Here is a 24,719-nt window from a genome sequence, read left to right on the forward strand (position 1 = left end):
AAAAGAAACTTGCATAACAGTTAAGTTTTATTTTGAATTATAAAAACAAGCCTGAATAACAGGATTTTAAAAATACGTCGATGGTAGCGCAGTCGAAGGGTCAAACAAAAACGTCTCGACTGCGCGACGTGACACTTTATTTCAATTTTGCCTTTTGGGTCTCTTACGGATATACAATATATCTAATAAAAGGGATTTTAAGCTGAATAAGTTAAGTAGTTTATTATATGCCTCAATATCGATCTCAGGACTTTGTAATAAAAAATATTTCTTTGGCTTTTTCTAAAAATGATACTTCCCAACGGTTTACGTACCCCATTTCAGGATTATGGTTTTAATAAATTTTCCTGGCATTTATTTCATATAAATTATTAAAAACCTTTGAAATTATTGCGCCCATAAAAATGATATTACACTCTTGATTTATTACGTATAAATACTTAGTTAATGGTTTGATTGCTTAAATTGTGTTTCCAATAGATAATTTTGATTAGGGAATACAAGTCTTGAAATATTCCAGATTGAGTTTAAATTAACCTGAAAAGAAATGAGAACGTTAACCAATATACCAAAATGTACAATTGTGGGCGCTGGCCCGGGAGATTCCGATTTAATTACTCTAAAAGCAGTAAAAGCCTTAAATAAAGCAGAAGTGGTACTGTATGATGCCCTGGTAAATCCTGAAATCCTGGAACACGCTCCACAGGCCGAAAAAATCTTTGTTGGAAAAAGAAAAGGTTGCCATGCCTATGCCCAGGATCAAATAAATGAGCTTATCGTAAAATTTGCTATGGAGAAAGGGACGGTAGTACGTTTAAAAGGTGGTGATCCCTTTGTGTTTGGTAGGGGAAGTGAAGAGAAAAACTATGCTAGTAAACATGGGGTAGCAGTAGAAGTAATTTCAGGAATTTCTTCGGCTATTTCTGTACCGGCTTCGGTGGGAATTCCGGTCACCAAACGGTATACCGCTGAAAGCTTCTGGGTGATTACCGGAACAACTTCAGGGCATAAGCTCTCCAAAGATGTTGCCATGGCCGCAAAAACTTCAGCAACCGTTGTAATTTTAATGGGAATGGGTAAACTTGCTGAAATTGTAGCTTTATATAAGGAAGAAGCTAAAGAGAAATTGCCGATTGCGATAATACAAAACGGTACATGCAAAGAGCAAAAGCTAATCGCCGGCAACATCAGTAATATTGAAAACCTGGTCAAAAAGTATAAATTAGGTACGCCTGCAATTATCATTATTGGGGAGGTGGTAAGAGAATGTGAGGCTTATAATAAAGAGTTAAGCACAACGGAAATTGATGAATTTATACTTCAGAATTTGACTATATGAATTTTCCCCATACTGCAGAATTGTATTAATATCAATGCATTTCGAAAGATGAGGGTTAGTGCCTAATGAAACATTTTTGTTAGATTTAAAAAATTATCCAACCTTTTCCTGTATACGTTTTTCAAAGTCTGACTTTGAAGACTCGCAGAGCTGACATTTATAGGATTCTGGAAGCTTTTCAAAGCTGGTTCCTGGTGGGATTTCCTGAGTGATGTCTCCAAATTCTGCATCGTAAATACTAAGACAGGCCTTACATTGCCATATTTCCCTGCTCTTTTTTTCTTTTTTAGGTTCTGGTTCTGGCTTTTTTTTGGGTTTTTCTTCCTCTTCCCCCAACTGATTAAAATACATTTTACTTAATTCAATAAGTAGTCTTGGTAGTTCTACCTTATCTACATCCTGCACGTGAATCACATAATTTTGTGTATTTGGGTCAAAATTTTGAGCATAGAGTAAATTGTAAGTATCGCGTAACCGCATACCTTCCAAGATCTGCCGGGCTTCATTTTTCTCAATCACAACCGCGGTAAAATAGTTGCTTTTTTTTGTAGAATCGAAAATTCCGAAAGTAAGCCCATAGGTACTAATGTCGTTTTGGTCAAAATTGGAGACCAGGTATTTTTTTAGTTTCAAAGCCTCTTCATTATCTACCGGAATATGCCAGTTTAACTCTAGCATTGAGTGCCGCACGTTAATTCCGCGCTTTCCGAGAAATTTTTCCCACTCGAGTTTCGACTTTTTTGGAATTCCTTTTATAATCAAAGATTTCCAGGGCGTAATTGAAATCTTTCCAATTTTAGATTCGGCACATAAATCACACATCGCTTTTAGGAAGTTTGTGTAATATTTATTATTTCGCCAGTAGAGTCCCAGCCAATAACTATCCATCCCAATTCTATTCATTCCTTCGTAATATGGGAAGGGGTGATAGGGGATATCCAGGGATTTATCTATCGTACGATTATTGGTTTCCAAAGCATCGCTTAACAAATTAAAAATCATCCCAACCTCTTCGGGTTCTTCCTGAAGTATTTCCTCAATTCCATAAACAATATCTCCCACGTCCCAGGTATAGATAAGCGCCGGATAAACCTGCATTTGTTTCCAATGCGGTAATTGAATGTACAAATACCAATAATCTTCGTGTTCTGATGCTATAAAATTTAAATGCCCGGTAAATAAGGGAACCAAACGTTGTTTGGGGTCTGTGATGTTGACTTTTAAATTTGGGGGTATTCTAAACTGTTCCAGCACGTATAAATAGCGGTCGCCGGTAAGCCAGTGGGTTCCAGGAAAAATATCTGTAGTTACATAAGAAGAGACAATATTTTCAGCTCCCTCGGTTTTTGGCGGAATAATTTGATATTTATCTTCTTTAGAAAAATTTTCAGCATCAATGGCTTTAGTGATTAAAATATCCTGCCGGGATCCCAACGAAATAGAATTTGAACCGGATGCTTCGGCCAATTCTACGATTTCCTTTAATTCCGCAGGAGATAAAACCCCTCCTTTTATAATTAATCTTGAGAATGTTTTTTCCATGATATTCTATTTAACTTTATATAGAGCGGTCAGTTAGGGCGCAGTCGGGACTAAACAGCCGCCAAAATCTGCCGAACTTCGGTTTTACAACTTCCGCACCCCAAACCGGCACCGGTTTCTTTACAAAGAGCCGTAAAATCTTGATTTCCATTTTTAATGGCTTCTTCCAGGTTCCCGGCTCCAACCTGGCTGCAGGAGCAAACCAGTTTTCCTTTTACCGGTTTACTGGTTCCTGAACCACGTAATAAGGTATCGCGCTTATCGGCCAGTTCCATCTTACTTTCAATAAGTGTTTTAAACTGGGCAAATTCGTTTTTATCCCCCATTAAAATTGCACCAACCAGTAAATCATCTTTTACAATGCATTTTTTATAATAACGTTTACTAACATCAATAAAAACAATTTCCTCATATGCAGGGTCGTTATCAGGGACATTAATGTCTCCAATACTACAAAGATCCAGGTCTTTAAATTTCAGAATATTCATTAGTACTGAACCCTGGTAAATACTGCCTACATCGCCGGCCAGAAAATTAGAAAGGGTCTCGGCCTGTTCTTCGGCTGCAGAGGTGATTCCGAACAATTGACCTTTATATTCAGCAATTTCACCAATTGCAAAAATATCGGGATTAGAAGTTTGCAAATGCTCGTTTACCTTAACGCCGCGTCCACAATTTAGTCCGCTTTCTTTGACAATTTCAATATTTGGGCGTGTCCCAATGGCATAAGCAATGGCGTGTGCGTTAAGGATTTTTCCACTTTTCAGAGTAATATTTAGTTCACCGGGATTATCTTCATCGTCAAAAACAGTACTTACCTCGTTGTCAAAATAAATATTAATGCCCCGTTCCTGAACGTCCCTGGCCAGTAGTTTGCTGGAGAGGATATCAAGCTGGCGCTCCATAAGCCGGGACGAACGTTGTACTATGGTAATTTTTATATTTTCCTTTTGAAGGGCCGCCGCCAGTTCAAGACCAAGCAGACCCCCGCCTACAATCACCACATGTTGTTCTTCAGGTGGGAGGCCGGTATTTTCGAGGTAAGTTTTAAATTCATCGGCGTCTGCTTTGCTTCGCATCGTAAATCTACCTGGTAAACCAAGCTGGGCATCTTTCGGAACAAATGCACGGCTTCCTGTTGCAACAATCAATTTATCAAAATGATGTTTTATCTCCAGATCATCGGTAACCGATTTATTTTTTTGGTCTATTTGGGAAATTGAACGGTCTTTATGAAGCTGGAGGTTTAATTTTCCCAGTTCAACTTCCTTGATTTTTAAAAGTTTCTCCCAGCTGAGTTCTTCCGTAACATACTCGGGCAGTAGAACACGATTGTAAAAAGGATGCTCTTCTTTTGAAAATACGTGCAACTCATCATCTTTATTGTGGTCACGATAATTTTGAAGAAATCGGAATGCAGCTGCCCCGGCTCCGATAATTATAATTTTTTCATTCGGCTTTTTATATTTTGAAACCGAAACCGTAGTGAATTTGAAGTCGGGTTCTTTTGACTGCGGATCAACCCGATTAAAGGTTAAGTTATTTGCCCGGTTAAGATCACTCTTAAGTTGTTTTCCCCAATGCATCGGTAAAAATAGTACACCCGGCCTTACGTCTTTGGTGATTTTTGCTCGTATTCTAACATTTCCATTTTCGCTTTTTACTTCAACGACATCACCATTCTTAATAAAATTTTTAATACCATCTACAGGATTGATTTCTAAAACCGGTGAAGAATAATGTGTACGAAGTCGGGAGACCTTTCCCGTTTTTGTCATACTATGCCACTGGTCCCGAACCCTTCCTGTTGTTAGGATTAAAGGGAATTCTTCATCGGGTTGCGTAGATGTGTTATTAATTGAAGCAGGAATATTAAAAATCGCTTTTTTAGAAGGGGTATAAAACTGATGGTCCTCAAATAGCCTTTTAGTGCCAGGATGACGATATTCCGGTACTGGCCACTGAATGGTTCCTTCGTTTTTTAAGCGATCGTAGTTTAGGTGGGAAATATCTATATTGGTGCCTCTAGTCATTTCACAGTATTCTGCGTAAATTTCTTCAGTACTATTGTAGTTAAATTCAGTGAATCCCATTCTTTGCGCAAAATCACAAAAGATCTCTACATCTGCACGGGCTTCTCCGGGTGGGGTGAGTGCCTGTGGTAGATACGAAATCCGTCTTTCAGAATTTGTCATGGTACCTTCTTTTTCCAACCACCCGGCAGCCGGCAGCACTAAATCGGCATATTTTAAAGTATCAGATTTATGGGAGATTTCCTGTACTACAACAAATTTGGCCTTTTTAAGTGCAGCTTCCGCTTTACGAACATCTGGCAAGCTCACTAACGGATTGGTGCAGGCAATCCATACCGCCTTTAATTTGCCGCTTTCCAGGGCATCAAACATCTCGGTAGCGGTGTAGCCTGGTTTTTCTGAAATCTTATCTATACCCCAAAAATTAGCAACTTCCTGTCTGTGTTCCGGATTATTCAAATTTTTATGAACTGCGAGCAAATTGGCCATTCCACCAACTTCCCTTCCGCCCATGGCATTAGGTTGCCCCGTAAGAGAAAAGGGCCCATTGCCGGGTTTTCCCACTCTTCCGGTTATTAGGGAAAGATTAAGCAATGCGAAATTTTTATCGGTACCCACAGAACTTTGATTAAGCCCCATCGCCCACATACTGATAAAACCTTTGGAGTGTCCAATCATTTCAGCAGCTTCTTTAATTTCTTCTACGGGAACGCCGCATTCTTTAGCTGCTTTTTTGAGAGAAAGTGAATATGCCTGTTTTTTATAATCCTGAAAGTTTTCAGTGTGTTCTTTTATAAAATCTTTGTCTATGTAGCCCCTTTCTATCAATCTTCGACCTATGGCGTTGAATAAAATAATATCGCTACCGGGAATTAGTTGAAGGTGAAGGTCGGCAAAGCGTGCAGAATCGGTTTTACGAGGGTCTACCACAATTACTTTAACATCTTCCGGGTTTTCTTCTTTATGTTTTTCCAGTCTACGGAAGAGAATAGGATGGCACCAGGCCGGGTTAGCGCCGGCTATTAAAAAACAATCGGCCAGTTCAATATCATCATAAGAGACAGGCACCGAATCTTCCCCGAATGTTTTTTTATAGGCTACAACCGCCGAGCTCATGCATAAACGGGAATTGGTATCAATATTATTCGTGCCTAAAAAACCTTTGGTAAGTTTGTTGGCGATGTAATACTCTTCGGTAAGGCATTGCCCCGAAACGTAGAAACCAACGCTATCTGGTCCATATTTTTGAATGAGTGTTTTAAAAACCTGGGCGGCGCGATCAAGGCCATCATCCCAGCTTACCCGTTCCCGCGGATGGGATTTGCTCCAACGCATTTCCGGATGCAAAATCCTGTCAGACAAATCATTCGCCACATAATCAAGATTCATACCTTTTGAACATAGCATTCCGCGGTTTACAGGATGGTTTTTATCACCTTCAACCGTAATTTTATTATCAGGGCTTTTTTGTGCTACAATACCACAGCCTACCCCGCAATAGGAGCAGGTAGTTTTAATTTCTTCTTTTAGTATTTTCTTCATAAACTCAGCGGCAAAAGGTACTTAAACGCTGGTTGTTAAGCGCTTATAATTTATTAAAAGACAGGGTTTTTTCTGCTAAATCTTTATAAAACCCAGCTGTTTATTACGGTGTTTCTATGCATTTTGGTGGCTTAATTCCATAGCAGCTTCTTTCTCATCCTCCTGAGAAAAACGAATTGCCAGGCTAACGAGCCCTGCGGCTAGAATGCTGAAACCAATCCATAGAAATGCATCAGAAATTGCTGCTGAAGATGCCGAAGCTCTTGCTGCTTCAATTACTTCACTAGTGCGGCCTTCGTTAGCGGCGATTGCTGCTTCTTCGGCGGCAACCGATTTTATTTTTAAATACAGAGCTGCTAGAAACGCCCCTACATTACCGCCTGCACCCACAATTCCTGAGATAGAACCTATGGCTTTTTTATTGATAAATGGAACCACAGCAAAGGTGGCGCCCTCTGCCATTTGTACTGCCAAACTAAATGCAGTAAGTAGTACAATGGCCATAATAAGACTACCGGCCATAGAGAAGAGGGATAGGATTACTCCTTCAGCAATTAAAATTAGGGTGAGAAAGAACACACGGCCTCTTAATCCGCCTTTTTCCCCCGATTTATCACCAAAGTATCCGCCCAGGGTCCTGGCAAAAAGGTTCATAAGTGCGAAAGCCAAAATAATGTTTCCGGCTGTTACCCGCTCCAGGTTAAAGGTGTCTTGCAGATAGCTGTCCATGGTACCATACACGGTAAGTTCTATTCCGAAACAAACCCCGTAAACTACAAAGAGTATCCAGACGCGATAATCTTTGATAGCGGTTAAAAATCCGTTTTTGTCCTTTTTAATAGGAATCCTTTTTCCCGACTTTTTTAAATCTGAAAAATTTCCTTCCGGGGTGTCCTGAGTAAAGAAGTAATATATAAAACCCATACTGAAACAAACCAGCCCGGCCACAACCATAGCATAACGCCAAACTTCAGCTTCAGCCACTCCCAAAGCAACAAGCCCGGCGGCAATTAATGGCATTCCCAGCCGATTTGCCCCGCCGCCCAGGTTACCCCAACCGGCGGATGTCGCATTGGCAGTTCCTACTATATTGGAAGCAAACATTAGTGAAGTATGTACCTGTGTAATTACAAACGAAGCTCCGATGAAACCCATAAACAAACGACAAAGCTGGAATTGCAATGGAGTTTGTACCAGCCCACAGAGAATGGTGGGAATGGCTCCCAACATCAACAACCAGGTGTAGCAGATCCTGGGACCGTACTTATCGCATAATTTACCAATAAGCAGTCGGGCAAAGACTGTTCCCGATACAGCCAGGATAATCGCGTTCCATTTTTGAGAAGGGCTAAGCCCCAAATCTTTTTCCACCTGTGGCATAAATGGAACAATTCCAAACCAGGAGAAGAAACAGATAAAAAAGGCAATGGCCGAAATCCAAAACGTCCTTATTGGAATACTTCTTAAGTTTCTTAAGTCTAACTTTGTTGCTTTACCAGTGATCACTTCTTTCATAATACTTAGTTTTGTGGTTTAAAATTAAGTATATATACTTAAAAAACTAAGTAAAAATAAATTAATGCGAAAATTAGAAAAATGAAGCTTTAGAATTATAAATGATCAAAAACTTAAGGGATAAATTATTAATGTTCAGGTAAGAGATACTATCTGGTAGGGGGTGTTCGAAGATAAAACTTGTTTAAGGGGGGATTTCCTTATTATTTATGAAGGGGTATAACAGTTAAATCAAATTAAGTTCACGGGATTTATGGGTAAGTTCCATAAGGTTTTTTACTTCTAACTTTTTCATCAAATTAAATCGGTGGGCTTCAGCAGTTCGCTTACTTATTTTAAGATCGGCCCCAATTTCCTGATTATTTTTTCCTTCTAAAATGAGTTTCAGAATTTGTTTTTCCCTTTTCGTAAGTATGTTTAGTGCCGGATCTTGTTTATGGGCTGACTCATTTAATTGCTTTTCAGAATTTCCACTAACAAAATTATTAACGATAATCGCAGAAACATCTCCACTAAAATATTTGCCTCCCCCGGCAATTTTGTTAATGGCTTTAAGGAATTCTTCCTTGCTGGAGCCTTTTAGTAAATAGCCATCTGCACCTGCCTCTACGCACTGCACTACGTATTCGGTAGAATCATGCATAGAGAGGACTAGTGTTTTTAAATCGGGAAAATCCTTTTTTACTTTTTTCACCACTTCAATGCCGTTAAGCTCTGGCATTCGTATATCTACGATGAGTAAATCCGGAATGTCTTTTTCAATAATTTCCAGGGCTTCTTTACCGTTGGCCGCTTCATTTACCACTTCCAGGTTATCCTCGTTTTCCAGTAAGGCAATAATGCCATCACGTACCAATTCGTGATCATCGGCTAAAAGTATTTTGGTTTTGCCCATCATATTTCTGATTTTATACGTACGAAAATACGCAATTTTAAATAGAAGTTTAATCTTGTTCTAACGGAAAATTAAGCGTTACCCGTGTCCCTTCTCCCGGTGAAGAATTAATAAATAGTCGGCCATTAATAAATTTTACACGTTCTTTCATAAAGGTAAGGCCCATTCCGCGATTGCCGTTTTTTTCTTCTGAAATGCTTTTTGGGTCAAAACCTTTGCCGTTGTCTTCAATACCAATACTTAGGATTTCCTTACTGTGGCTCACACTAACAATAATATGCGTGGAGCCTGCATACTTGATGGCATTATTCACAGCTTCCTGGGTGATGCGGTATAGGTTTATTTCGGTAATATTCCCCAGTCGCTGTGAAAACCCGGTTTTATTAAATAAAATAATATCCTTTCCGGTAAGTTTTGATAACTCTTCGGTGAGTTTTTGAAGTGCTGGTACTATCCCGTGGTCAGTAAGTTCGGGTGGTGTTAGGTTGAAAGTAGCAGCGCGAACCCCCTGAATAATTCTTGTGCTTAATTCTTTTAAACTTTCAATTTTGCTTTCGGCCTTTTCAGGATATTTAAAATCTATACTTTCCAGGTTGTATTTAAGCCCCGTTAGCATCTGGCCAATTCCGTCGTGAATATCTTTAGCAATTCGGTTTTGCTCGTTTTCCTGATTTTCAATGATCTTTTTAGCAATCAAGCCATGCTGCCGCATCTTTTCTTCATAGCTCTTGCGGGTTAATTCCTCAATTTTTAGCTGTGCTTCTTTATTTTTGGTTATATCTACCCCAATAATAGTAAGTTCGGTTTTTTCTTTTTCCGGTTGAAACGGCACTATGGAAAGTTCCAGCCAAATATCTTTTTTATCTTTGGTAGAGGCTTTTACTTCTCCCTGCCAGCCCGATCTTTTATGTGCTGAAATGAGTTTTTCAATATTGAGTTGCTCATTTTCTTTGGGTGATAATATTTCGGAGAATTTAGTCTCCATATTAAATTTTTTATACTGAAATAATTTTGAAAATCGTTCACCTATATGCAAAATATCGCCATTTGGTGTAATTCGGGCAAATAGTAAGATTTTATCCATTGCCTGCCCGAGTGCACGTAACTCTTTTACAGATTTTTCACGGGCTTCGCTTATGGCATCTGCATCACGGGCCATTTTTACAGCTCGGGATTCTGCGTGAATCAGGTTTTTGATGTTATTTTTAACACCTTTGGCCGCCGGTAAAAAAATGAAGAAAAATTCCAGGAGTAAAATAGAAAGAGTGAAAATTGTTAAAAATAATTCCAAACTCTGAAGTCTCTCTACCCGGGTATGTGCCTCTTCATCATATTGATTTACCATCGCATCCATGAGCTCAAGAAAAGAGGCTTCATTTTCTAAAATCTGTGCTATTTCTGATGAAAAATCTTCTGTAGGACGCCCCGGGTTTTCTTCTATTTTCAGCAATAAACTCTTAGAAGCTTCCTCAATTGCTTCAAAATAAGGTTGGATCTCAATAAATTTCTGCTGAATTTCAGGGCTTTTTTCCGAAGCAATATTTAAACTGTCGCTACCATTTTGAAAGACCTCGTGAGAATGCACCCAGCGCTTAAGGCTCATCTCGAGGCTTTCAGCAAGGCTTTCTCGCTTCTCTATATTTTCGGTTTCAGAAAGTAAAAGGCTTTCTTTGGTGAGTTTCTGACTCAACATTCGCTGGCGTCCTGAAATATTGATGAGTTTGGAATCGCCTTCCTGTTCTTCAAGAAATTTTCCGATAAATAACTGACTTATAATTACCGAAAGCGCAATGGCCGTGAGGGCCAGAATGTATAGCTTTCTAAGTTTTATAAAGGTGTGTTGGTCTAGAGAGCTACGGGGCGCCATTGTCTATTTTAAAGCTTCTTTTATTAAAGTTTCACTGTGTTTGGAAAGCGGAAGTTTCATAGCGGCTTCGTGACCTTCGGGAGACATTTTTGCCCAGGTTTTTTTTACGATATCTATAATTTTTTCATCCTTGTGTTTTGCCGCAAATTCTTCAAAATAATGCTCCATAAAAACCAAACAAACCACATCTTCCATAATTTGGGATCCTTCGTCTTTTTTAATCTGCTTTTTTTTGATTAAAAATGAAACCCGGTCACGAAAATCTTTATCATAACCTACTTCTTCCAGAATTCCATCTGTAATTGCGGCGTGGGTTTTTTTAAGCCCTTCCCGCCATTTTAAATATCCAACCCGGTTCATAGGATAGGTGTCCCGAGGTACTTTCCATCGGCAAATATGCTGGGCACGCACTGCAATTTGTAATTCTTCGGAACACTGTGGATGAAAATCCAGCAACTTATCAGTCATTCGTTGTGAATACAATAATTCTTTCGGAACTTCTTTTCCATTGGCTTTTTCCACATTTGGATCTTCAGCATTTTTTTGGTCTATACGTTGTATGGCTTCCTGAAATTTACTCATGGGTAGGTTTCTTAGTCTATAAAACCAATATAGACATTTTCTGCCTCAATTTTAACGGGATATACTGCAATTTTAAAATCTTCACCATTAAGGTTATTTCCGTCTTTTAGGGAAAAGGTTTTTTTGTGCATAGGGCAGGCCACTTTTGGAATTCCTTCTTTGTCGCCAATCATCCCGCGAGAAAGAACCATTTCCAGTTTATGCGGACAAAGGTTTTGACAGGCATACCATTTGGACTCACGAGTGAAATTAAAAACCGCAATTTGTTTGCTTTTATATTTTATGCAGCCGCCTCCATTTTCAGGAAAATCATTGGTTTTACCTACATTCACCCATTTAAGTACTTGGGGTGGTGTTACACTTTGGTATTGCGCTAATAATTCTTGCATAATTTTTCGATTTTGATATTTTGTATTGGATTAAAAGCCTGTAAAAATTAAGTCCAGGCTTTGGGCATTTTTTGGTCACGCAAAGGCACAAAACTAATATTATCATCCCCTTCATCTGAATTGACAAAATGTTTAAAACGCTTCATCATTTCAGGATCTTCAATAGCCTGTTTCCATTCACATTCGTAATTGGCAACTAAGCCCTGCATTTCTTTTTCAAGGTCTTCGGCAATTCCTAATGAATCTTCAATAACCACTTTTTTGAGGTGTTCAATGCCACCGTCCAATTTTTCTAACCAGGGTGCGGTACGCATTAAGGGTGCGGCCGTACGGATGTAATACATCAAAAAGCGATCTAGGTATTTCATGGTGGTTTCATCGTCTAAACCTTCAGCAAGTAAAATGGCGTGTTTTGGCGTAGCACCTCCATTTCCACATACGTATAAATTCCAACCAGATTCTACGGCAATAATGCCAAAATCCTTTCCGCGGGCTTCAGCACATTCCCTAATACAGCCGGAAACTCCGCCTTTTAATTTATGCGGTGAGCGCAAACCTCGATAGCGTTCTTCAATTTGAATGGCAAAGCTCACGCTTTCATGCATTCCGAACCGGCACCAGGTAGAACCAACACAGCTTTTAACCGTTCGAAGGGATTTTCCGTAGGCATGGCCACTTTCAAATCCTGCGTCAATCAATTCCTTCCATATTTCAGGCAGTTGGTGCAATTCGGCACCAAAAAGATCTATACGTTGCCCGCCGGTGATTTTAGTATAAAGGTCAAATTTCTTAGCTACGGCGCCTATAGTCATTAATTTATCTGGAGTAATTTCACCGCCCGGTATGCGTGGAACGATAGAATAAGTCCCATTTCGTTGAATATTGGCTAAAAATTTATCGTTACTATCTTGAATGGTCACTTGTTTATTGGCGGTTTCCATAGTAATACTTGCGAAAATTGAAGCCAGAACCGGTTTGCATTTTTCGCAACCATGACCTTTTCCGAAGAGATTCAGTGCTTCATCAAAATCTTTGACTTTATTAATTTTCACTAAATCAAGAAGTTCCTGTCGGTTAAAATCGAAATGTTCGCAAATCACCTCGTTTACTTCCTTTCCAAGGGATTTCATGGTAGCGTTAAACAGGTCTGTAACCATAGGTTTACAACCGCCACAACCGGTAGAGGCTTTAGTTTTGGCCACAACATCATCCATCGAGCAACATTCACCACTTTCCAAAGGATTGCAGATGTCACCTTTCGAAACTGCCTCACAAGAACAAATTTGAGCGGTATCGGGTAACTCGGATACTGAACCAAGGGCCGTATTTTCCCCGCCACGACTTCCCAGAATAAGGTCTTCAGGGTTTTCAGGAAGTTTTATTCCGTTGATATATAGCTGAAATAAATTCTGATAATCTGAAGCATCGCCCACTAAAATTCCACCGAGTAGTTTCTTACCATCCCGGGATACTTTTATACGTTTATAAATCCCACTTTGTTTATTTTCGTAGGTAATGGCAGAAACTTCTTCATTTTCAATAAACGGATCGCCAAAACTGGCCACATCGGTACCAATTAGTTTTAATTGGGTAGACATATCAATATGATCGGCCATAGTTTTATCACCACCACAAATTTGAGAAACGGCAACCTCGGCCATATTATATCCCGGGGCGACAAGTCCATAAATAGCGTTGTTGTAGAGTGCAGCCTCACCAATGGCGTATACACCTTTGGCCGAGGTCTCCATTTTATTGTTCACGTTGATGCCGCCGCGCTCGCCAGTTTTAAGTCCGCCAGATTTTGCCAGTTCATCCCGGGGCCGAATTCCAGCAGAAATAATAAGCATATCGGTTTCATGCCGGGAGCCATCTGAAAATGTGAGCGCATCAATTTCTTCTTCACCACTAATTTCTGAAGTGGCTTTATTGGTTAGGATTGTTATGCCTAAACTCTCAATTTTACGAAGAAGGGTGTTACTGCCGGCTTCGTCCAGCTGCCGCGGCATTAGCCTTGGCGCAAATTCTACCACGCTGGTGTCCAGGCCGAGTTCTTTAGCTGCGTTGGCCGCTTCCAGTCCTAATAGTCCGCCGCCCAACACCGTGGCTTTTGATTTGTTTTTCTTCTGAAGTTTCTTCGCATAGGTTTTTATAGCATCCAGATCTTCTGTAGTACGATAAACAAAGACCCCCGTTTTTTCTGAACCTTTGATTGATGGTATAAAAGCCGAAGAACCCGTTGCAAGCACCAGGTAATCGTAACTTATTTTTTCACCTTTATATGTGGTGACATTTTTTTCTTCAGTATTGATTTCTGAAATAAGAGAAGAAGTACGTAGTTCAATTCCATTCTCTTCATACCATTCCCTGGGAGCCAGGAGTAGTTCGTCCTTTCTTTTTTCTGAGAAATATTCACTAAGGTGAACGCGATCATAAGCCGGACTCGGCTCTTCTCCAAACACCTGAATTTGGTAGCTTTCCCTATCAGGACGGGCTATCAATTTCTCGCAAAATTTATAACCAACCATTCCGTTTCCTACTACAAGTATTTTTTTCATAACTACGTAATTTTAATTCAAACTTAAGTAAAAATACGTAAATATACGTATGAAGATGAATTTTGTTCGTAGAAAAACGGAATTATGAAAATAGAAGCTTCAAATTTAAAATTCATCACTTCTTAGAGGCCTAAAAAGAGTATTCTTAAAATTTATTTTTATGAAGGGTGCTTCCAGCATTTTGGACTGAATGCTTTTTTGAGATAAAAGTTATCCCAGATTTGGTGAATTTTTTGTAATGCCCTGAAAAAAGCGTGAAAACAAAAAGTCGAATAAAAAAGGCAGGTACATTCTAAAATAGGTCACCGCTAATAGAGACCATTTGAATGTAATTAAAATATTATGATGGTTTTAAAAACAAAAAAAATACTGATAATCAATCAATTAATAGTGTTTGTTCTAAACAGGGGAAAATCACCCGTTAATGAAGAACATCTTAAATTGTAAAATATATTTAATAAAATTAATGAGTTTTCCGTTTTTCATTTAGCATTTTAAAGGGGAGGTACATTGCCGGAATCTCAATGCGGAAGGAAGACTTAATAACTTAAAAATAATAGCCCGCGCCATACCTGACATGGGTGGGAGTAGACCCAGATAGCATTTTAATTTTTAAAACTTAATCACTATGATTTCAAGCCCTATTTGGAATATGTTCGAACCCGCTAATGATTTTCCATTATTAAAAGAGGTTCAAAACGTAGATGTGAGTATAATTGGTGGAGGTATTACCGGTATTTCTACCGCTTATTTTCTTAAAAAAGCCGGTTTAAGAGTAGCAGTCCTTGAGGCGGGAAAAATTGGAATGGGCACCACCGGACATAGCACAGGAAACCTCTATTTAATAATAGCCGAGCTATTATCTTCTCTGGATTCTAAGTATGATGAAGAGATTATTAAAAAAGTTTTAAAATCCAGGGCTTCAGCTTTGGGAACTATAGAAAAAATTATTCAGGAAAAAGAGCTGGATTGTGATTTCAGCCATCAACCAATGTATCTTTTCTCTAAGGATAAGGCTGATAAAATTGAAAAAGAAATATCGATTTCTTCAAAACTGGGCATTTCAAATGCAGAAGTGGCCAACGATAATTTTCCATTTGAAGCAAAAAAAATCCTGAAATATCCTGAGCAGGCGCAATTCAATCCCTTTCTGTATGTCACTCAATTGGCACATAAAATAGTTTCAAAAGAGTGTCAAATTTTTCAGGATTCCAAGGTTGAGGAGATAAATAAATTGGATTCAGGAAGTTATAATTTAAAAACTGAACAGGGCAGTGTTTTCAGCCGTTATTTAGTGCACGCCACACATACACCTAAAGGAATAGACTTAAAATTTGATACCACGCTTGGTCCATACCGGGAATACGCCCTTGCCGCAAAATTAAATAATGATAATTATCCTTCCGGTATTTTTTGGGAATACAGTGGAAAAGAAAAATTCTCATTTCGCAGCTATAAACGAAATGGACAGCGGTATGTTATGGCTGTAGGGAAATCATATAAAGTTGGGCAGTCACAAAATAATAGCGAATTACTGGAATCCCTGGAAAGTTATTTAAAAGAAAAATTTTCAGTAAAAGAGATCACACATTTTTGGGGTGGTCAAAATTATAAACCTGCTGATTTATTACCCTCTATTGGAAGAAAAAGCGAGGGTGAAAATGAATTTATTGCAACCGGCTTCTCTACTGACGGACTGATTTACGGATCTCTGGCCGGAAAGATTATTACGGATTTAATTACAGGAAATAAAAATGAATTCGAGGAAGTTTTTAATCCTTTAAGGGTCAACCCGGTGAAATCTGCAAAGTCTTTTACGAAGGAAACCTTGAATGTAGCTAAAGAATTTTTTAAAGATCATATTCTGGGAAGTTCAACTGAAGAATTACAGAAACTCAAAATTGGAGAGGGAAAAGTAATGGAAATTGAAGGAAAAAAGCTGGCGATTTCCAGAGGTGATGATGAAAGTTACCGAGTAGTTTCGGCCAACTGCACCCATTTAGGCTGCATTGTACACTGGAATGATCTGGAAAAAAGTTGGGATTGTCCTTGCCACGGTAGTAGGTTTCAACCTTCCGGTGAAGTCATTGAGGGTCCAGCGATGGATGATTTATTTAATGTAAGCGATAATAATGAACAGATAATTGCGTAAAACTTGTTCTTACGCCTTAATTTAATCCCTCATTGAGGGTTTAATTCCCCGAGGCCTGCCCAAATCATTCAGGCGGGCTTGCCCCGAGGTACTTGATTATATAAATTATCAGGCATATTTCGGTAGTACAGTTTCTAATTCATCCTTCACCTGAATTTTTCTATCGGAAAACCTGATTTTTTAATTTGAAATTTGAATTTTATATGTCTTATAAAAATGTGATAAGCTGGGGTATTGCCGTACTAGGATTTAGTCTAATTGTTTTTTTCTTTTTCAAAGTGGAACAAGCTTTTTCTGATACAAAAACGGTGGATGACGTCCAACAGGCAATTGAAAATTTTCAAATTAGTATATGGTGTGGGTGGGTTCTTCTCACAGGCTCCGCAATTTATCTTCGATGGAAGAATGGTAAGCATACGCTTTTTATAATGGTTTATCTTATCGCTATAACTGCGTTTGTCATTTTAGGATTGTATGTCAACCAAGGGGCAGAACTTGAATTGTGGTCACTTGGTAGTTCCTTCAGAGAAAATGTCACCTTTATGGTAATTATTAATATTTTACTTATATGTGGAATGACAGCTCTTATCCAGGGAGCTATTTGGTGGTTTTCTAAAAAATGGCATCGTAGTTAATCAGAATGTTTTATGAGCATCCATTTTCTACTGATATACTAGCTGCATTTAATCCCTCATTGAGGGGCGAAATTATAAATAGTTTTCATACCTCGGGGGATTGCCTCGGGGTTACTGATTAAAAGCAATGAGGGAATAAATAATTAAGTAGATAAGGAGTATATTTTGAGTTAACCATATTGGTTGGCTTCATTATAATAAAAGCTAGTCTTTAAAATATTGTTTAGTTTAATGACCTGTATTCGTTAGGCGTGTAGCCGGTACCTTTCGTAAACATTCTGTTGAAGTGTTGGGGATTTGAAACCTAATTTCATAGGCTTTTAACTTATGGATTTCTCACGATCTTTGACCAAATCTAATAGTTTTAAGTGAATATGATCCAGGGCTGATTTACCAAAAGCAGTTGGCTTTTAGACAGATTAGATCGGGTTCTTTTCCAGGTAAAGGTTTGGAAGAAATTTGAAATATTTAATCTCTGTTTCCAGTTGTTTTTTCTTCGGAATGCTGTGAAAACGGATTAGAATAAAGAGATTCCGAAGGATTTGAAATCGGCTAAAAAAGCGCCTGTCAATATCCCTCTATTACGCATTTAAAACTTTGCCCTTCGGCTTTTCTCTGGTAACCGGGAGGGAAATGACAAAAGTGGCTCCCTCACCATCATTCTTCACCAGCTTTAATACTCCGTTATGCCCGTGGGTGATAATATTATAGCTAAGGCTTAATCCTAAGCCGGTACCTTCACCGGTAGGTTTTGTGGTGAAAAACGGTTCAAAAATCTTCTCCCTTATTTCTTCAGGTACTCCGGGACCATTATCTGAAATCAATATTTCAGCATGTTCTCCCATTTTTTGGGTTCTGATTTTTATGCGGGGTTCATAATCGCCGTTAAGCTGTTTTTTCTTCCCCATTACGGCATCTAAAGAATTTCCTATAACATTGAGTAACACCTGGCCTATTTCCTGGCCTACCACTTTTATCTTTCCTATTTCCGGATCTAATTTTTGATCAATTTTGACAATGAAATCGGGATATTTATTGCGTTTGCCCTGGTAAGCCAAATCAATATAATCTTTTACGAGAGCATTAAGGTCAAACCATTCAAGTTTGGGAGTTCCTCCTCTGGCGTGCTGCATCATTGAACGCACGATGGCATCGGCCCTTTTTCCATGTTGCTCAATTTTTGAAGTGTTTTGTTTTAGGTCCTGCATAAGCATCCTTATCTCCTCTTCATCCCCTTTTTTTCGGGCCTCTTCCAGTTCTTCCACCAGGTCAACTGAAAGTTCAGCAAAATTATTGATGAAATTAAGTGGATTTTTAATTTCGTGAGCGACTCCTGTAGCAAGACGACCCAGGGAAGCCATTTTTTCAGACTGTATTAATTGCTTTTGGGTTGCTTTTAATTCGTTATATGCCTTTTCCAACTCCCGAACTTTTTCCAGTTCGATCGCTTTTTTCTCATTTTCTGCCTGCAGTGCAAGAGCCTCGGCTTCAGCAGCATCCGATCTGGCTGTAGCCGTTTCGGCCTGTAATTCTGCTTCCCTAATCCTGGCATTATTACGTTCTTTCTTGATAACCCGCTTTCGTTGAATCCGGTCTACTATAAAAATACCCAGACCCAGGATAAGTCCATAGATAAAGAATGCCCACCACTGAAGCCACCATACCGGTTCTACCAGAAAGGTGTACTGAAGGGGTTCCGCTGCAGTCACCCCACTTTCATTTTCTGCCATCACTTCCAGGGTATATTCCTTAGGCCCAAAATAAGCGGGCAAGTTGGTATATCTTAAGCGCTTTACCCCCGAGGGTGAAGACCAGTTATTTTCATACCCCAGAAGACGTGTTCTGTACCTTACCTCTGCAACATTGGCAAAGCTAAGAGCGGCATATTCAAAAGTGACTTCATTCCTGCTGTCACTTTTATAGGAAATTTCAGTAGAAGTAAGCTCTAACTTTGGAGGTATCATATTTGCATTGTCTTTTTCGGGATAATAAATAGAAAGGCCGTGCGAAGTACCGTAGAACACGTTTCCATCCTTATCAACTTTAACTGATCCGTACAACCAAACTTCGTTATCTACTAATCCATCCTGCCTGGTAACAACATTTAGCACTGTTCCATCCTCAGAATCTACTTCTGCCAGTCCTTTATTTGTGCCTACCCAAAGGTGGCCTGTGACGGGAGAAAGCGCAAAGCTTATGGCATTATCTGCGGGAAGACCACTTTTTCTATTGATGTGGAAAAGTTCCTGTAGGTTTTTAGGATTCAGCACGAAAAGCCCCAGCTGCGTACCTACGTAAAGCTTTTCCTTGTGCCAAAGTAGTTTTTCTATATGGTTGGTAGGTGATCCTTTATCCAACGACCAAACTTTCTCAAAATAATTTCCTTCAGATTCAGCAATTCTTTGGAGATTCTTCTGGTTAATCTGGAAATTACTTCGGAAAAGTCCGCGATCAAGCGTACCTACCCAAAGATAGCCTTCTTCATCCAGAGCAACAGATTTATAAAGGGTGGAAGGTAATCCATGCGAGGGACCCAGTTCATGAATTTTGTCATTACTAAAAGCGTAGAGACTTTTTAGGCCAGGAAACCATACAATCCCTTTAGTTGAATTTTCTTCTTTGTCCCTAATAATTAGATTTTCTGAAGCAATAAATGGCGGACTGTTGGGAACGGAAAAAAGGAATGCCCCTTTACCAAATAATTCAGTTTCTTGAACATTAACAGCATCTTCTATTATTAATTCCTTTTCAAAAACCACAGCATTAAGGCCCTGGGTAGTTGCTATCCAGATACGGCCTTCATCATCTAATGAAAGTCCGTTTACCCAATCTCCCGTGAGGCCGTTTTCCTGGGTAAGGAAGACGGATTCCCCTTTTTCATCAACACAGGTTGCGCCACCCTCGGTTCCCACCCAAAAGCGGCATGGTCCTGTTGAGGGAATAAGAACGGCATTTAGTTTTCCAGATGGAAGAACAGGCTTTTCACCCACAATATATCGAGCCGTATAATTTTCAAAGGCATTAAAATTAAACCTCATTTTTGAGACTCCTCCCGATTGAGCAATCCAGATATTACCCTCCCTGTCTTCTAATATGTTGTATACATTATTGTTTAATAAGCCATTAGCTCGAGAGTAAGAATTTAAAATTTGTCCTGAAGACTTATCGATCCTCGTAATTCCAGATTCTCCATTTCCTGCCATAACAGTACCATCTTTAAGAAGAGCCAAATTGGTTACGTTAGATGGGGAACCGGCATCAATCTTTTCAGGTGTTTTTTGTGAAGAACTAAAATGAAGGATTTCACCATTTTGCCTGTAGGCCCAAACTGCTTCATCCTCATCTTCAAGAAGGGCATAAAAATTTTTGCCTTCAGCAACTTCAGAAGCATAAAGAATATTTGATTTGTCATCTGAGAATTTGACTAATAGTCCGCCTTCCAACCCAGCCAGAATTTTTCCCTTATTGGTCGCCAATAATGAATGCACCTCGAGATTATTCTCACCTTTTACCGCCGTAAAAATGGTATCTGAGGTAATATTTCCTTCATTTATTTTATACCTGATAATGCCTTTATCTGAGGTTCCCAGCCATATACGGCCGTGAGTATCAACAGCTAATTGTTGATTCCTGCTAACGGCTTCCCGGGTAAGAAGCATTCCTTTAAAAAGTGGAGTGAATTGAACTTTTTTTCCATTTTTATATGCCGGAAGTGGTTTTTCTGAAACCATTAATCCTCCTCCAGAAGAAACCCAAAGATACCCTTCAGCATCTTCTATCATTTGCCAGACCCCGAGATCCCGAAGTCCCTGCTCCTGATCATATACCTCCATTTCAGAACCGTCGTATCTCACAAGGCCAGAGGTGAATACTGCAAACCATATAAAACCCTGCCTGTCCTGGTAGATATGAGTTACCATAGCAGATGGAAGCGCATTTACTTCGCTATCACTGGTAAAGTGGGTAAGCGGAAGCTCCTGAGCTCCCGCGTTGCACCATCCGGATAAAAAGATTACTATTGAAAGAAAATACCTCCAATTCATTTAAAAATGGGTTGTTAATTTATAGAGCTACAAGGGGCTAAATTCCGCCGGTACCATTAAAAGAAGTAAGCAAGCGTGTATCATTAGAACTTACAGCTTTTGTTTGCACCTTAACTGATACTGCTTTCTCTTCCCCGGGACAGGTTCCGAGCTCCCGGCAGGCTACTGCTTCACCATAAATCAAAAGTGCATCGTTAAACGATGAATCAGGTTCTCCTGAAGTCAGTTTGGCCCCCCGACCACTAATAACATTGAGTTCAGCCGTTAGTAATTGCTGAAGGTATTCATCTAAATCTGTTTTGATAGGCCTGGTAAGGATATCTAAAGCATTGGCTTGTTTGTCATCTCCAAACTGAAAGGGTTCCATCAAAAGTAATTCTTCTATCCCCGAAAGGAAAACCAGAATATCTTCCTTAGTGTAGTCAGAATTTTTCTTTCCGGCGTGCCGTAACTGCTGAATCCAGTATTTTGTTGGTTCGGTATCGAGTAGAACCGTAGTTTCAAGATCTTCGATAATTTTTTGGGTGTTCGCCTGAAAACCAAAGTTCAGTCCGGAAACATTTTCTGTTATATCCTCGACATCGATATAGGAACTACCAATTGCAGTATAATTATCATTTTCCAAAAGATCATCAGTAACTTTAATTCGATAATCCCCCTCTATTACCCTAAAAGAAAAAGATCCATCAGAAGCAGTTGGAACAGATCCTATTTTCTCATCCATAATATTATATAGATCTATTGGAATCGAGGAAATACCTGACTCTGCCTCCTGTTTATCTCCACTATTATTAGCATCGATATAGATACTGCCAGATAGGGTATAGACTCCTTTGCAGGGGCCTATTATTTGGCCGGTATCCTCTATACTTCCACGAGTAACGGTTGCATTAATAACTCCCAGAGGCATATCCCCTTCATAAGTAATGGAATAATCCTGGCTTCCGTCCTTTGAAACAGAACTATTCCATTTAATGGCTTTCGGAAATAAATTAGCTGACTCCTGCGGGGAATAATTTACCACATCTCCAGCACAGTCAGGAGTTTCCAGAAAGAAACTGTCTAATTGAGGAGTTTCTCCGCCACCGGTTAATGTATAGTAAAAGGTGGTTATTTGATTTTCTTCGTTTTCTGTGAGACTGCGTCCAGTAAATTCAAGTGTATAGGTATTAATAAGGCTTGTTTCATACGGTTCTAAAAGATTCAGAAAATAATCAGGTTTAAGAGTTTCCTGCAGTTTGCTTAAAGCATCCTCCTCTGCCACTTTTGTTGTATTAATTTCTCTTTCATTGGGAAAAATGGATTCTTCGGAAGGTTCACAACCGAAAAGGATGAGCCCCAATAACAATACACCCACCCATTGGTAATTGCATAGTTTCATAATATTAAGATTTAAATTAAAATATTGTCCGGGAGGTATAAAAAAGCACATTTGAAAAAAGAAAAGTGTGGGACTAAAAGCACTGCATCTTTCTCAATTACCAATTACATTGTAGAGTATTAACTGGTTTCGTTCAACAAAAGGGCTAAATAATTAACTGGCAGTAAATTAGCTCCAGAAAGATATAAAAAATTCTTTAGATTAGAAGATTAAAAATGATATTTTCGTTTCAGATTTTCCATAATTTTTCCTGAAAAATTAAAAATTAGCTGATTTTCTAATCTTTTTATATTCAATTGTTTAGAGTTTCCATTATTTTGTACTATTTTAGTTGTTCCCCAATTTTATATTCCCCTACATTGTTATTTTTAGCCGAACTAAAATTCCTGCTCCAGATACATAAGCTCATAAATCACAATACCTACTCCTAAAGTGGATTGTCCGGAAGCAGCCGGAAATGCAACTCAATTTTTTCCGGGAGAGAACCCGGTTTATTATATCATTATTCCCTAAATGAAAATTTACAGGATGAAAACAGCGGGATTATATGAACTGGAAACCGTTTATGAGGCTACAATTCGTGCCTTGACGGATTTTTCTCATGATATTGATTTTGACGAAACTTTTTTACGGGAAATTTTTGCTTCTTCATCTCAGATTACCAGTACAGCCTATCATGAAAGTGGCTCGGAAATCGCTGAAATAAGAAAACTTCTAAAACAATACATAAAAACAGCTGAAAATTCTTCAGTAAAACCTTCAACGCAATGTACTTCAATATTTAAGTCTTACGCTCCGGATGGAAATTCGGCCGTTTATGTAGATAAACTGGAATATTTTTTCGGGTCGTCGCAAAAAATAGTTTTAAGTTTATCAACCACCTTGTTCAAAATGGAGCAGGGCTGGAGGGTGGTTAATCTGCATGTTTCCACCCCTGCTTTAAATCCTGAGGGAGAAAATCCTTTTTTAAAAAAGGAATCGAAAAAAGAAGTCAAACCCATAGAAAAATCCCTTAAAGAAGATAACCCTGCTTTAAGGGAAGCACTTGAGCAAATTACTTCCATACAAACCCAGTTGATTCGTCAGGAAAAACTTGCCTCCCTCGGTAAACTAGCCGCCGGCATTGCCCATGAAATAAAAAACCCACTCAATTTTGTTATCAATTTCTCCGATCTTAGTTCAGAGTTACTTGATGAAGCCGTGAATGAACTGGACACTCTTGACCAATCTGAAGCCAAACAGGAGATTACTGCAATCCTGGAAGATGTAAAAACCAATCTGGAGAAGATTAATCAGCACGGGACCAGAGCCGATAGTATTGTGAAATCCATGTTGAAACACAGCCGGGGTGGAAATGGTAAGCCTGAAGCGGTAAAAATCAATGACCTTATTAGGGAATATGTGAATTTATCCTTTCACGGTATGCGGGCCGGAAAAAAACCTATTAATGTAAGCATTGACCTGGAATTAGACGATAGAATAGCGGAAATACCGCTTATTCAGGAAGATTTTAGCAGGGTAATTTTAAACTTGTGTAATAATGCTTTTGATGCAATGCGTGAAAAGCTTCAAAATACCCTGGAGAAAAACACTTATTCGCCCAGATTAACTGTGAGAACTATTCCCGAGATTAATTTTATAAGAATAGAAGTAGAGGATAATGGTCCGGGAATCCCGGAAGAAATTAAGTCTAAAATCCTTCAACCTTTTTTTACCACCAAGAAAGGGAACGAAGGTACGGGCTTAGGCCTGAGTATAACCCAAGACATTATTAAAGCACATCAGGGAAGACTGGAGATTTATTCTGAAGAGGGAAGCCTTTCACGTTTTATAGTTCAGTTACCCTGCAAAAAATAAAATATTATGAAAGTATTAATTGTAGATGATGAAAGGGATGTGGAGACCTTATTCCGTCAGAAATTCAGGAAGGAAATTAGAAGTAACGATGTAGAATTAGTTTTTGCTTTTTCAGGAGAAGAAGCCATGGAAATCCTTCAGCAAACAGATCCTCCTAATGTGGTTTATGTATTTTCGGACATTAATATGCCCGGTATGACAGGGCTGGAATTATTGGAAAAGATAAAATCAAGATTTCCGCAGATCTATGTGAGTATGATCTCGGCCTACAGCGACAATGAAAATTATAGTAAGGCAAAAAAATCTGGTGCGAAGGAGTTTTTTACCAAACCTATAGATTTTAATTCCCTTAAAAAAGAAATTAAAGAAATGGATAATCAAATATAACT

Annotated in this window: 15 protein-coding genes; 5 read left to right on the forward strand and 10 right to left on the reverse strand. The window is 38.9% G+C overall.

The window, feature by feature from the left end; translation table 11 throughout:
• Positions 1–547: 547 nt before the first annotated feature.
• Positions 548–1,339: a uroporphyrinogen-III C-methyltransferase gene (gene cobA / locus LB467_RS13075; protein WP_224474492.1), complete on the forward strand. Its 792-nt coding sequence runs from the start codon at positions 548–550 to the stop codon at positions 1,337–1,339.
• A gap of 93 nt (positions 1,340–1,432) precedes the next feature.
• Here the strand turns inward: cobA and LB467_RS13080 are convergent, their stop codons facing one another.
• The 8 genes from LB467_RS13080 to nirB all read right to left on the reverse strand — a co-directional run bounded on the left by LB467_RS13080 (position 1,433) and on the right by nirB (position 14,262).
• The gene (locus LB467_RS13080; protein WP_224474493.1) at positions 1,433–2,881 is read right to left on the reverse strand and encodes a rubredoxin; all 1,449 of its coding nucleotides are present in this window, start codon (positions 2,879–2,881) and stop codon (positions 1,433–1,435) included.
• A gap of 50 nt (positions 2,882–2,931) precedes the next feature.
• Positions 2,932–6,456 carry a nitrate reductase gene (locus LB467_RS13085; RefSeq protein WP_224474494.1) on the reverse strand — a complete coding sequence of 1,175 codons (3,525 nt, stop codon included), beginning with the start codon at positions 6,454–6,456 and terminating at the stop codon, positions 2,932–2,934.
• Positions 6,457–6,570: 114 nt separating this feature from the next.
• Positions 6,571–7,971: an MFS transporter gene (locus LB467_RS13090; protein WP_224474495.1), complete on the reverse strand. Its 1,401-nt coding sequence runs from the start codon at positions 7,969–7,971 to the stop codon at positions 6,571–6,573.
• Between the two features lie 226 nt (positions 7,972–8,197).
• Positions 8,198–8,869 carry a response regulator gene (locus tag LB467_RS13095; protein ID WP_449619103.1) on the reverse strand — a complete coding sequence of 224 codons (672 nt, stop codon included), beginning with the start codon at positions 8,867–8,869 and terminating at the stop codon, positions 8,198–8,200.
• Between the two features lie 46 nt (positions 8,870–8,915).
• Positions 8,916–10,733: a sensor histidine kinase gene (locus LB467_RS13100; protein WP_224474496.1), complete on the reverse strand. Its 1,818-nt coding sequence runs from the start codon at positions 10,731–10,733 to the stop codon at positions 8,916–8,918.
• Positions 10,734–10,736: 3 nt separating this feature from the next.
• Positions 10,737–11,315, reverse strand: a complete 579-nt coding sequence (locus LB467_RS13105) for a DUF4202 domain-containing protein (protein WP_224474497.1) — start codon at positions 11,313–11,315, stop codon at positions 10,737–10,739.
• An 11-nt stretch (positions 11,316–11,326) separates the two neighbouring features.
• Complete coding sequence (gene nirD, locus LB467_RS13110; protein WP_224474498.1) at positions 11,327–11,704, reverse strand: nitrite reductase small subunit NirD; 378 nt, start codon at positions 11,702–11,704, stop codon at positions 11,327–11,329.
• Positions 11,705–11,751: 47 nt separating this feature from the next.
• Positions 11,752–14,262: a nitrite reductase large subunit NirB gene (gene nirB / locus LB467_RS13115; protein ID WP_224474499.1), complete on the reverse strand. Its 2,511-nt coding sequence runs from the start codon at positions 14,260–14,262 to the stop codon at positions 11,752–11,754.
• Between the two features lie 628 nt (positions 14,263–14,890).
• Here nirB and LB467_RS13120 point away from each other — a divergent pair.
• Together LB467_RS13120 and LB467_RS13125 are read left to right on the forward strand one after the other, a co-directional pair.
• Positions 14,891–16,414, forward strand: coding sequence for an FAD-dependent oxidoreductase (locus LB467_RS13120; protein WP_224474500.1), 1,524 nt, complete (start codon positions 14,891–14,893; stop codon positions 16,412–16,414).
• A 185-nt stretch (positions 16,415–16,599) separates the two neighbouring features.
• Entirely contained in the window at positions 16,600–17,049 is a 450-nt protein-coding gene (locus tag LB467_RS13125; RefSeq protein ID WP_224474501.1) for a hypothetical protein, read from the forward strand.
• Positions 17,050–17,630: 581 nt separating this feature from the next.
• On the opposite strand, the gene LB467_RS13130 is transcribed toward LB467_RS13125, so the two are convergent.
• A complete protein-coding gene (locus LB467_RS13130) occupies positions 17,631–21,092 on the reverse strand; it encodes a sensor histidine kinase (protein WP_224474502.1) in 3,462 nt (1,153 codons plus the stop codon).
• Positions 21,093–21,129: 37 nt separating this feature from the next.
• Positions 21,130–22,473, reverse strand: a complete 1,344-nt coding sequence (locus tag LB467_RS13135; protein ID WP_224474503.1) for an SdrD B-like domain-containing protein — start codon at positions 22,471–22,473, stop codon at positions 21,130–21,132.
• Positions 22,474–23,001: 528 nt separating this feature from the next.
• Between LB467_RS13135 and LB467_RS13140 the strand changes: the two genes are divergently transcribed.
• Positions 23,002–24,330 (forward strand): sensor histidine kinase, encoded by a 1,329-nt coding sequence (locus tag LB467_RS13140; RefSeq protein ID WP_224474504.1) that lies wholly within the window; start codon positions 23,002–23,004, stop codon positions 24,328–24,330.
• Positions 24,331–24,336: 6 nt separating this feature from the next.
• Complete coding sequence (locus LB467_RS13145) at positions 24,337–24,717, forward strand: response regulator (RefSeq protein ID WP_224474505.1); 381 nt, start codon at positions 24,337–24,339, stop codon at positions 24,715–24,717.
• Positions 24,718–24,719: the final 2 nt, after the last annotated feature.

Origin of the sequence: Salegentibacter tibetensis, from assembly GCF_020164485.1 — a bacterium.
Classification (GTDB): domain Bacteria; phylum Bacteroidota; class Bacteroidia; order Flavobacteriales; family Flavobacteriaceae; genus Salegentibacter; species Salegentibacter tibetensis.

Coding starts and splice junctions, on each gene's coding strand:
- cobA (WP_224474492.1), top strand. CDS start 548: ATGAGAACGTTAACCAATATACCAAAATGTACAATTGTGGGCGCTGGC.
- LB467_RS13080 (WP_224474493.1), bottom strand. CDS start 2,881: ATGGAAAAAACATTCTCAAGATTAATTATAAAAGGAGGGGTTTTATCT.
- LB467_RS13085 (WP_224474494.1), bottom strand. CDS start 6,456: ATGAAGAAAATACTAAAAGAAGAAATTAAAACTACCTGCTCCTATTGC.
- LB467_RS13090 (WP_224474495.1), bottom strand. CDS start 7,971: ATGAAAGAAGTGATCACTGGTAAAGCAACAAAGTTAGACTTAAGAAAC.
- LB467_RS13095 (WP_449619103.1), bottom strand. CDS start 8,869: ATGATGGGCAAAACCAAAATACTTTTAGCCGATGATCACGAATTGGTA.
- LB467_RS13100 (WP_224474496.1), bottom strand. CDS start 10,733: ATGGCGCCCCGTAGCTCTCTAGACCAACACACCTTTATAAAACTTAGA.
- LB467_RS13105 (WP_224474497.1), bottom strand. CDS start 11,315: ATGAGTAAATTTCAGGAAGCCATACAACGTATAGACCAAAAAAATGCT.
- nirD (WP_224474498.1), bottom strand. CDS start 11,704: ATGCAAGAATTATTAGCGCAATACCAAAGTGTAACACCACCCCAAGTA.
- nirB (WP_224474499.1), bottom strand. CDS start 14,262: ATGAAAAAAATACTTGTAGTAGGAAACGGAATGGTTGGTTATAAATTT.
- LB467_RS13120 (WP_224474500.1), top strand. CDS start 14,891: ATGATTTCAAGCCCTATTTGGAATATGTTCGAACCCGCTAATGATTTT.
- LB467_RS13130 (WP_224474502.1), bottom strand. CDS start 21,092: ATGAATTGGAGGTATTTTCTTTCAATAGTAATCTTTTTATCCGGATGG.
- LB467_RS13135 (WP_224474503.1), bottom strand. CDS start 22,473: ATGAAACTATGCAATTACCAATGGGTGGGTGTATTGTTATTGGGGCTC.
- LB467_RS13140 (WP_224474504.1), top strand. CDS start 23,002: ATGAAAACAGCGGGATTATATGAACTGGAAACCGTTTATGAGGCTACA.
- LB467_RS13145 (WP_224474505.1), top strand. CDS start 24,337: ATGAAAGTATTAATTGTAGATGATGAAAGGGATGTGGAGACCTTATTC.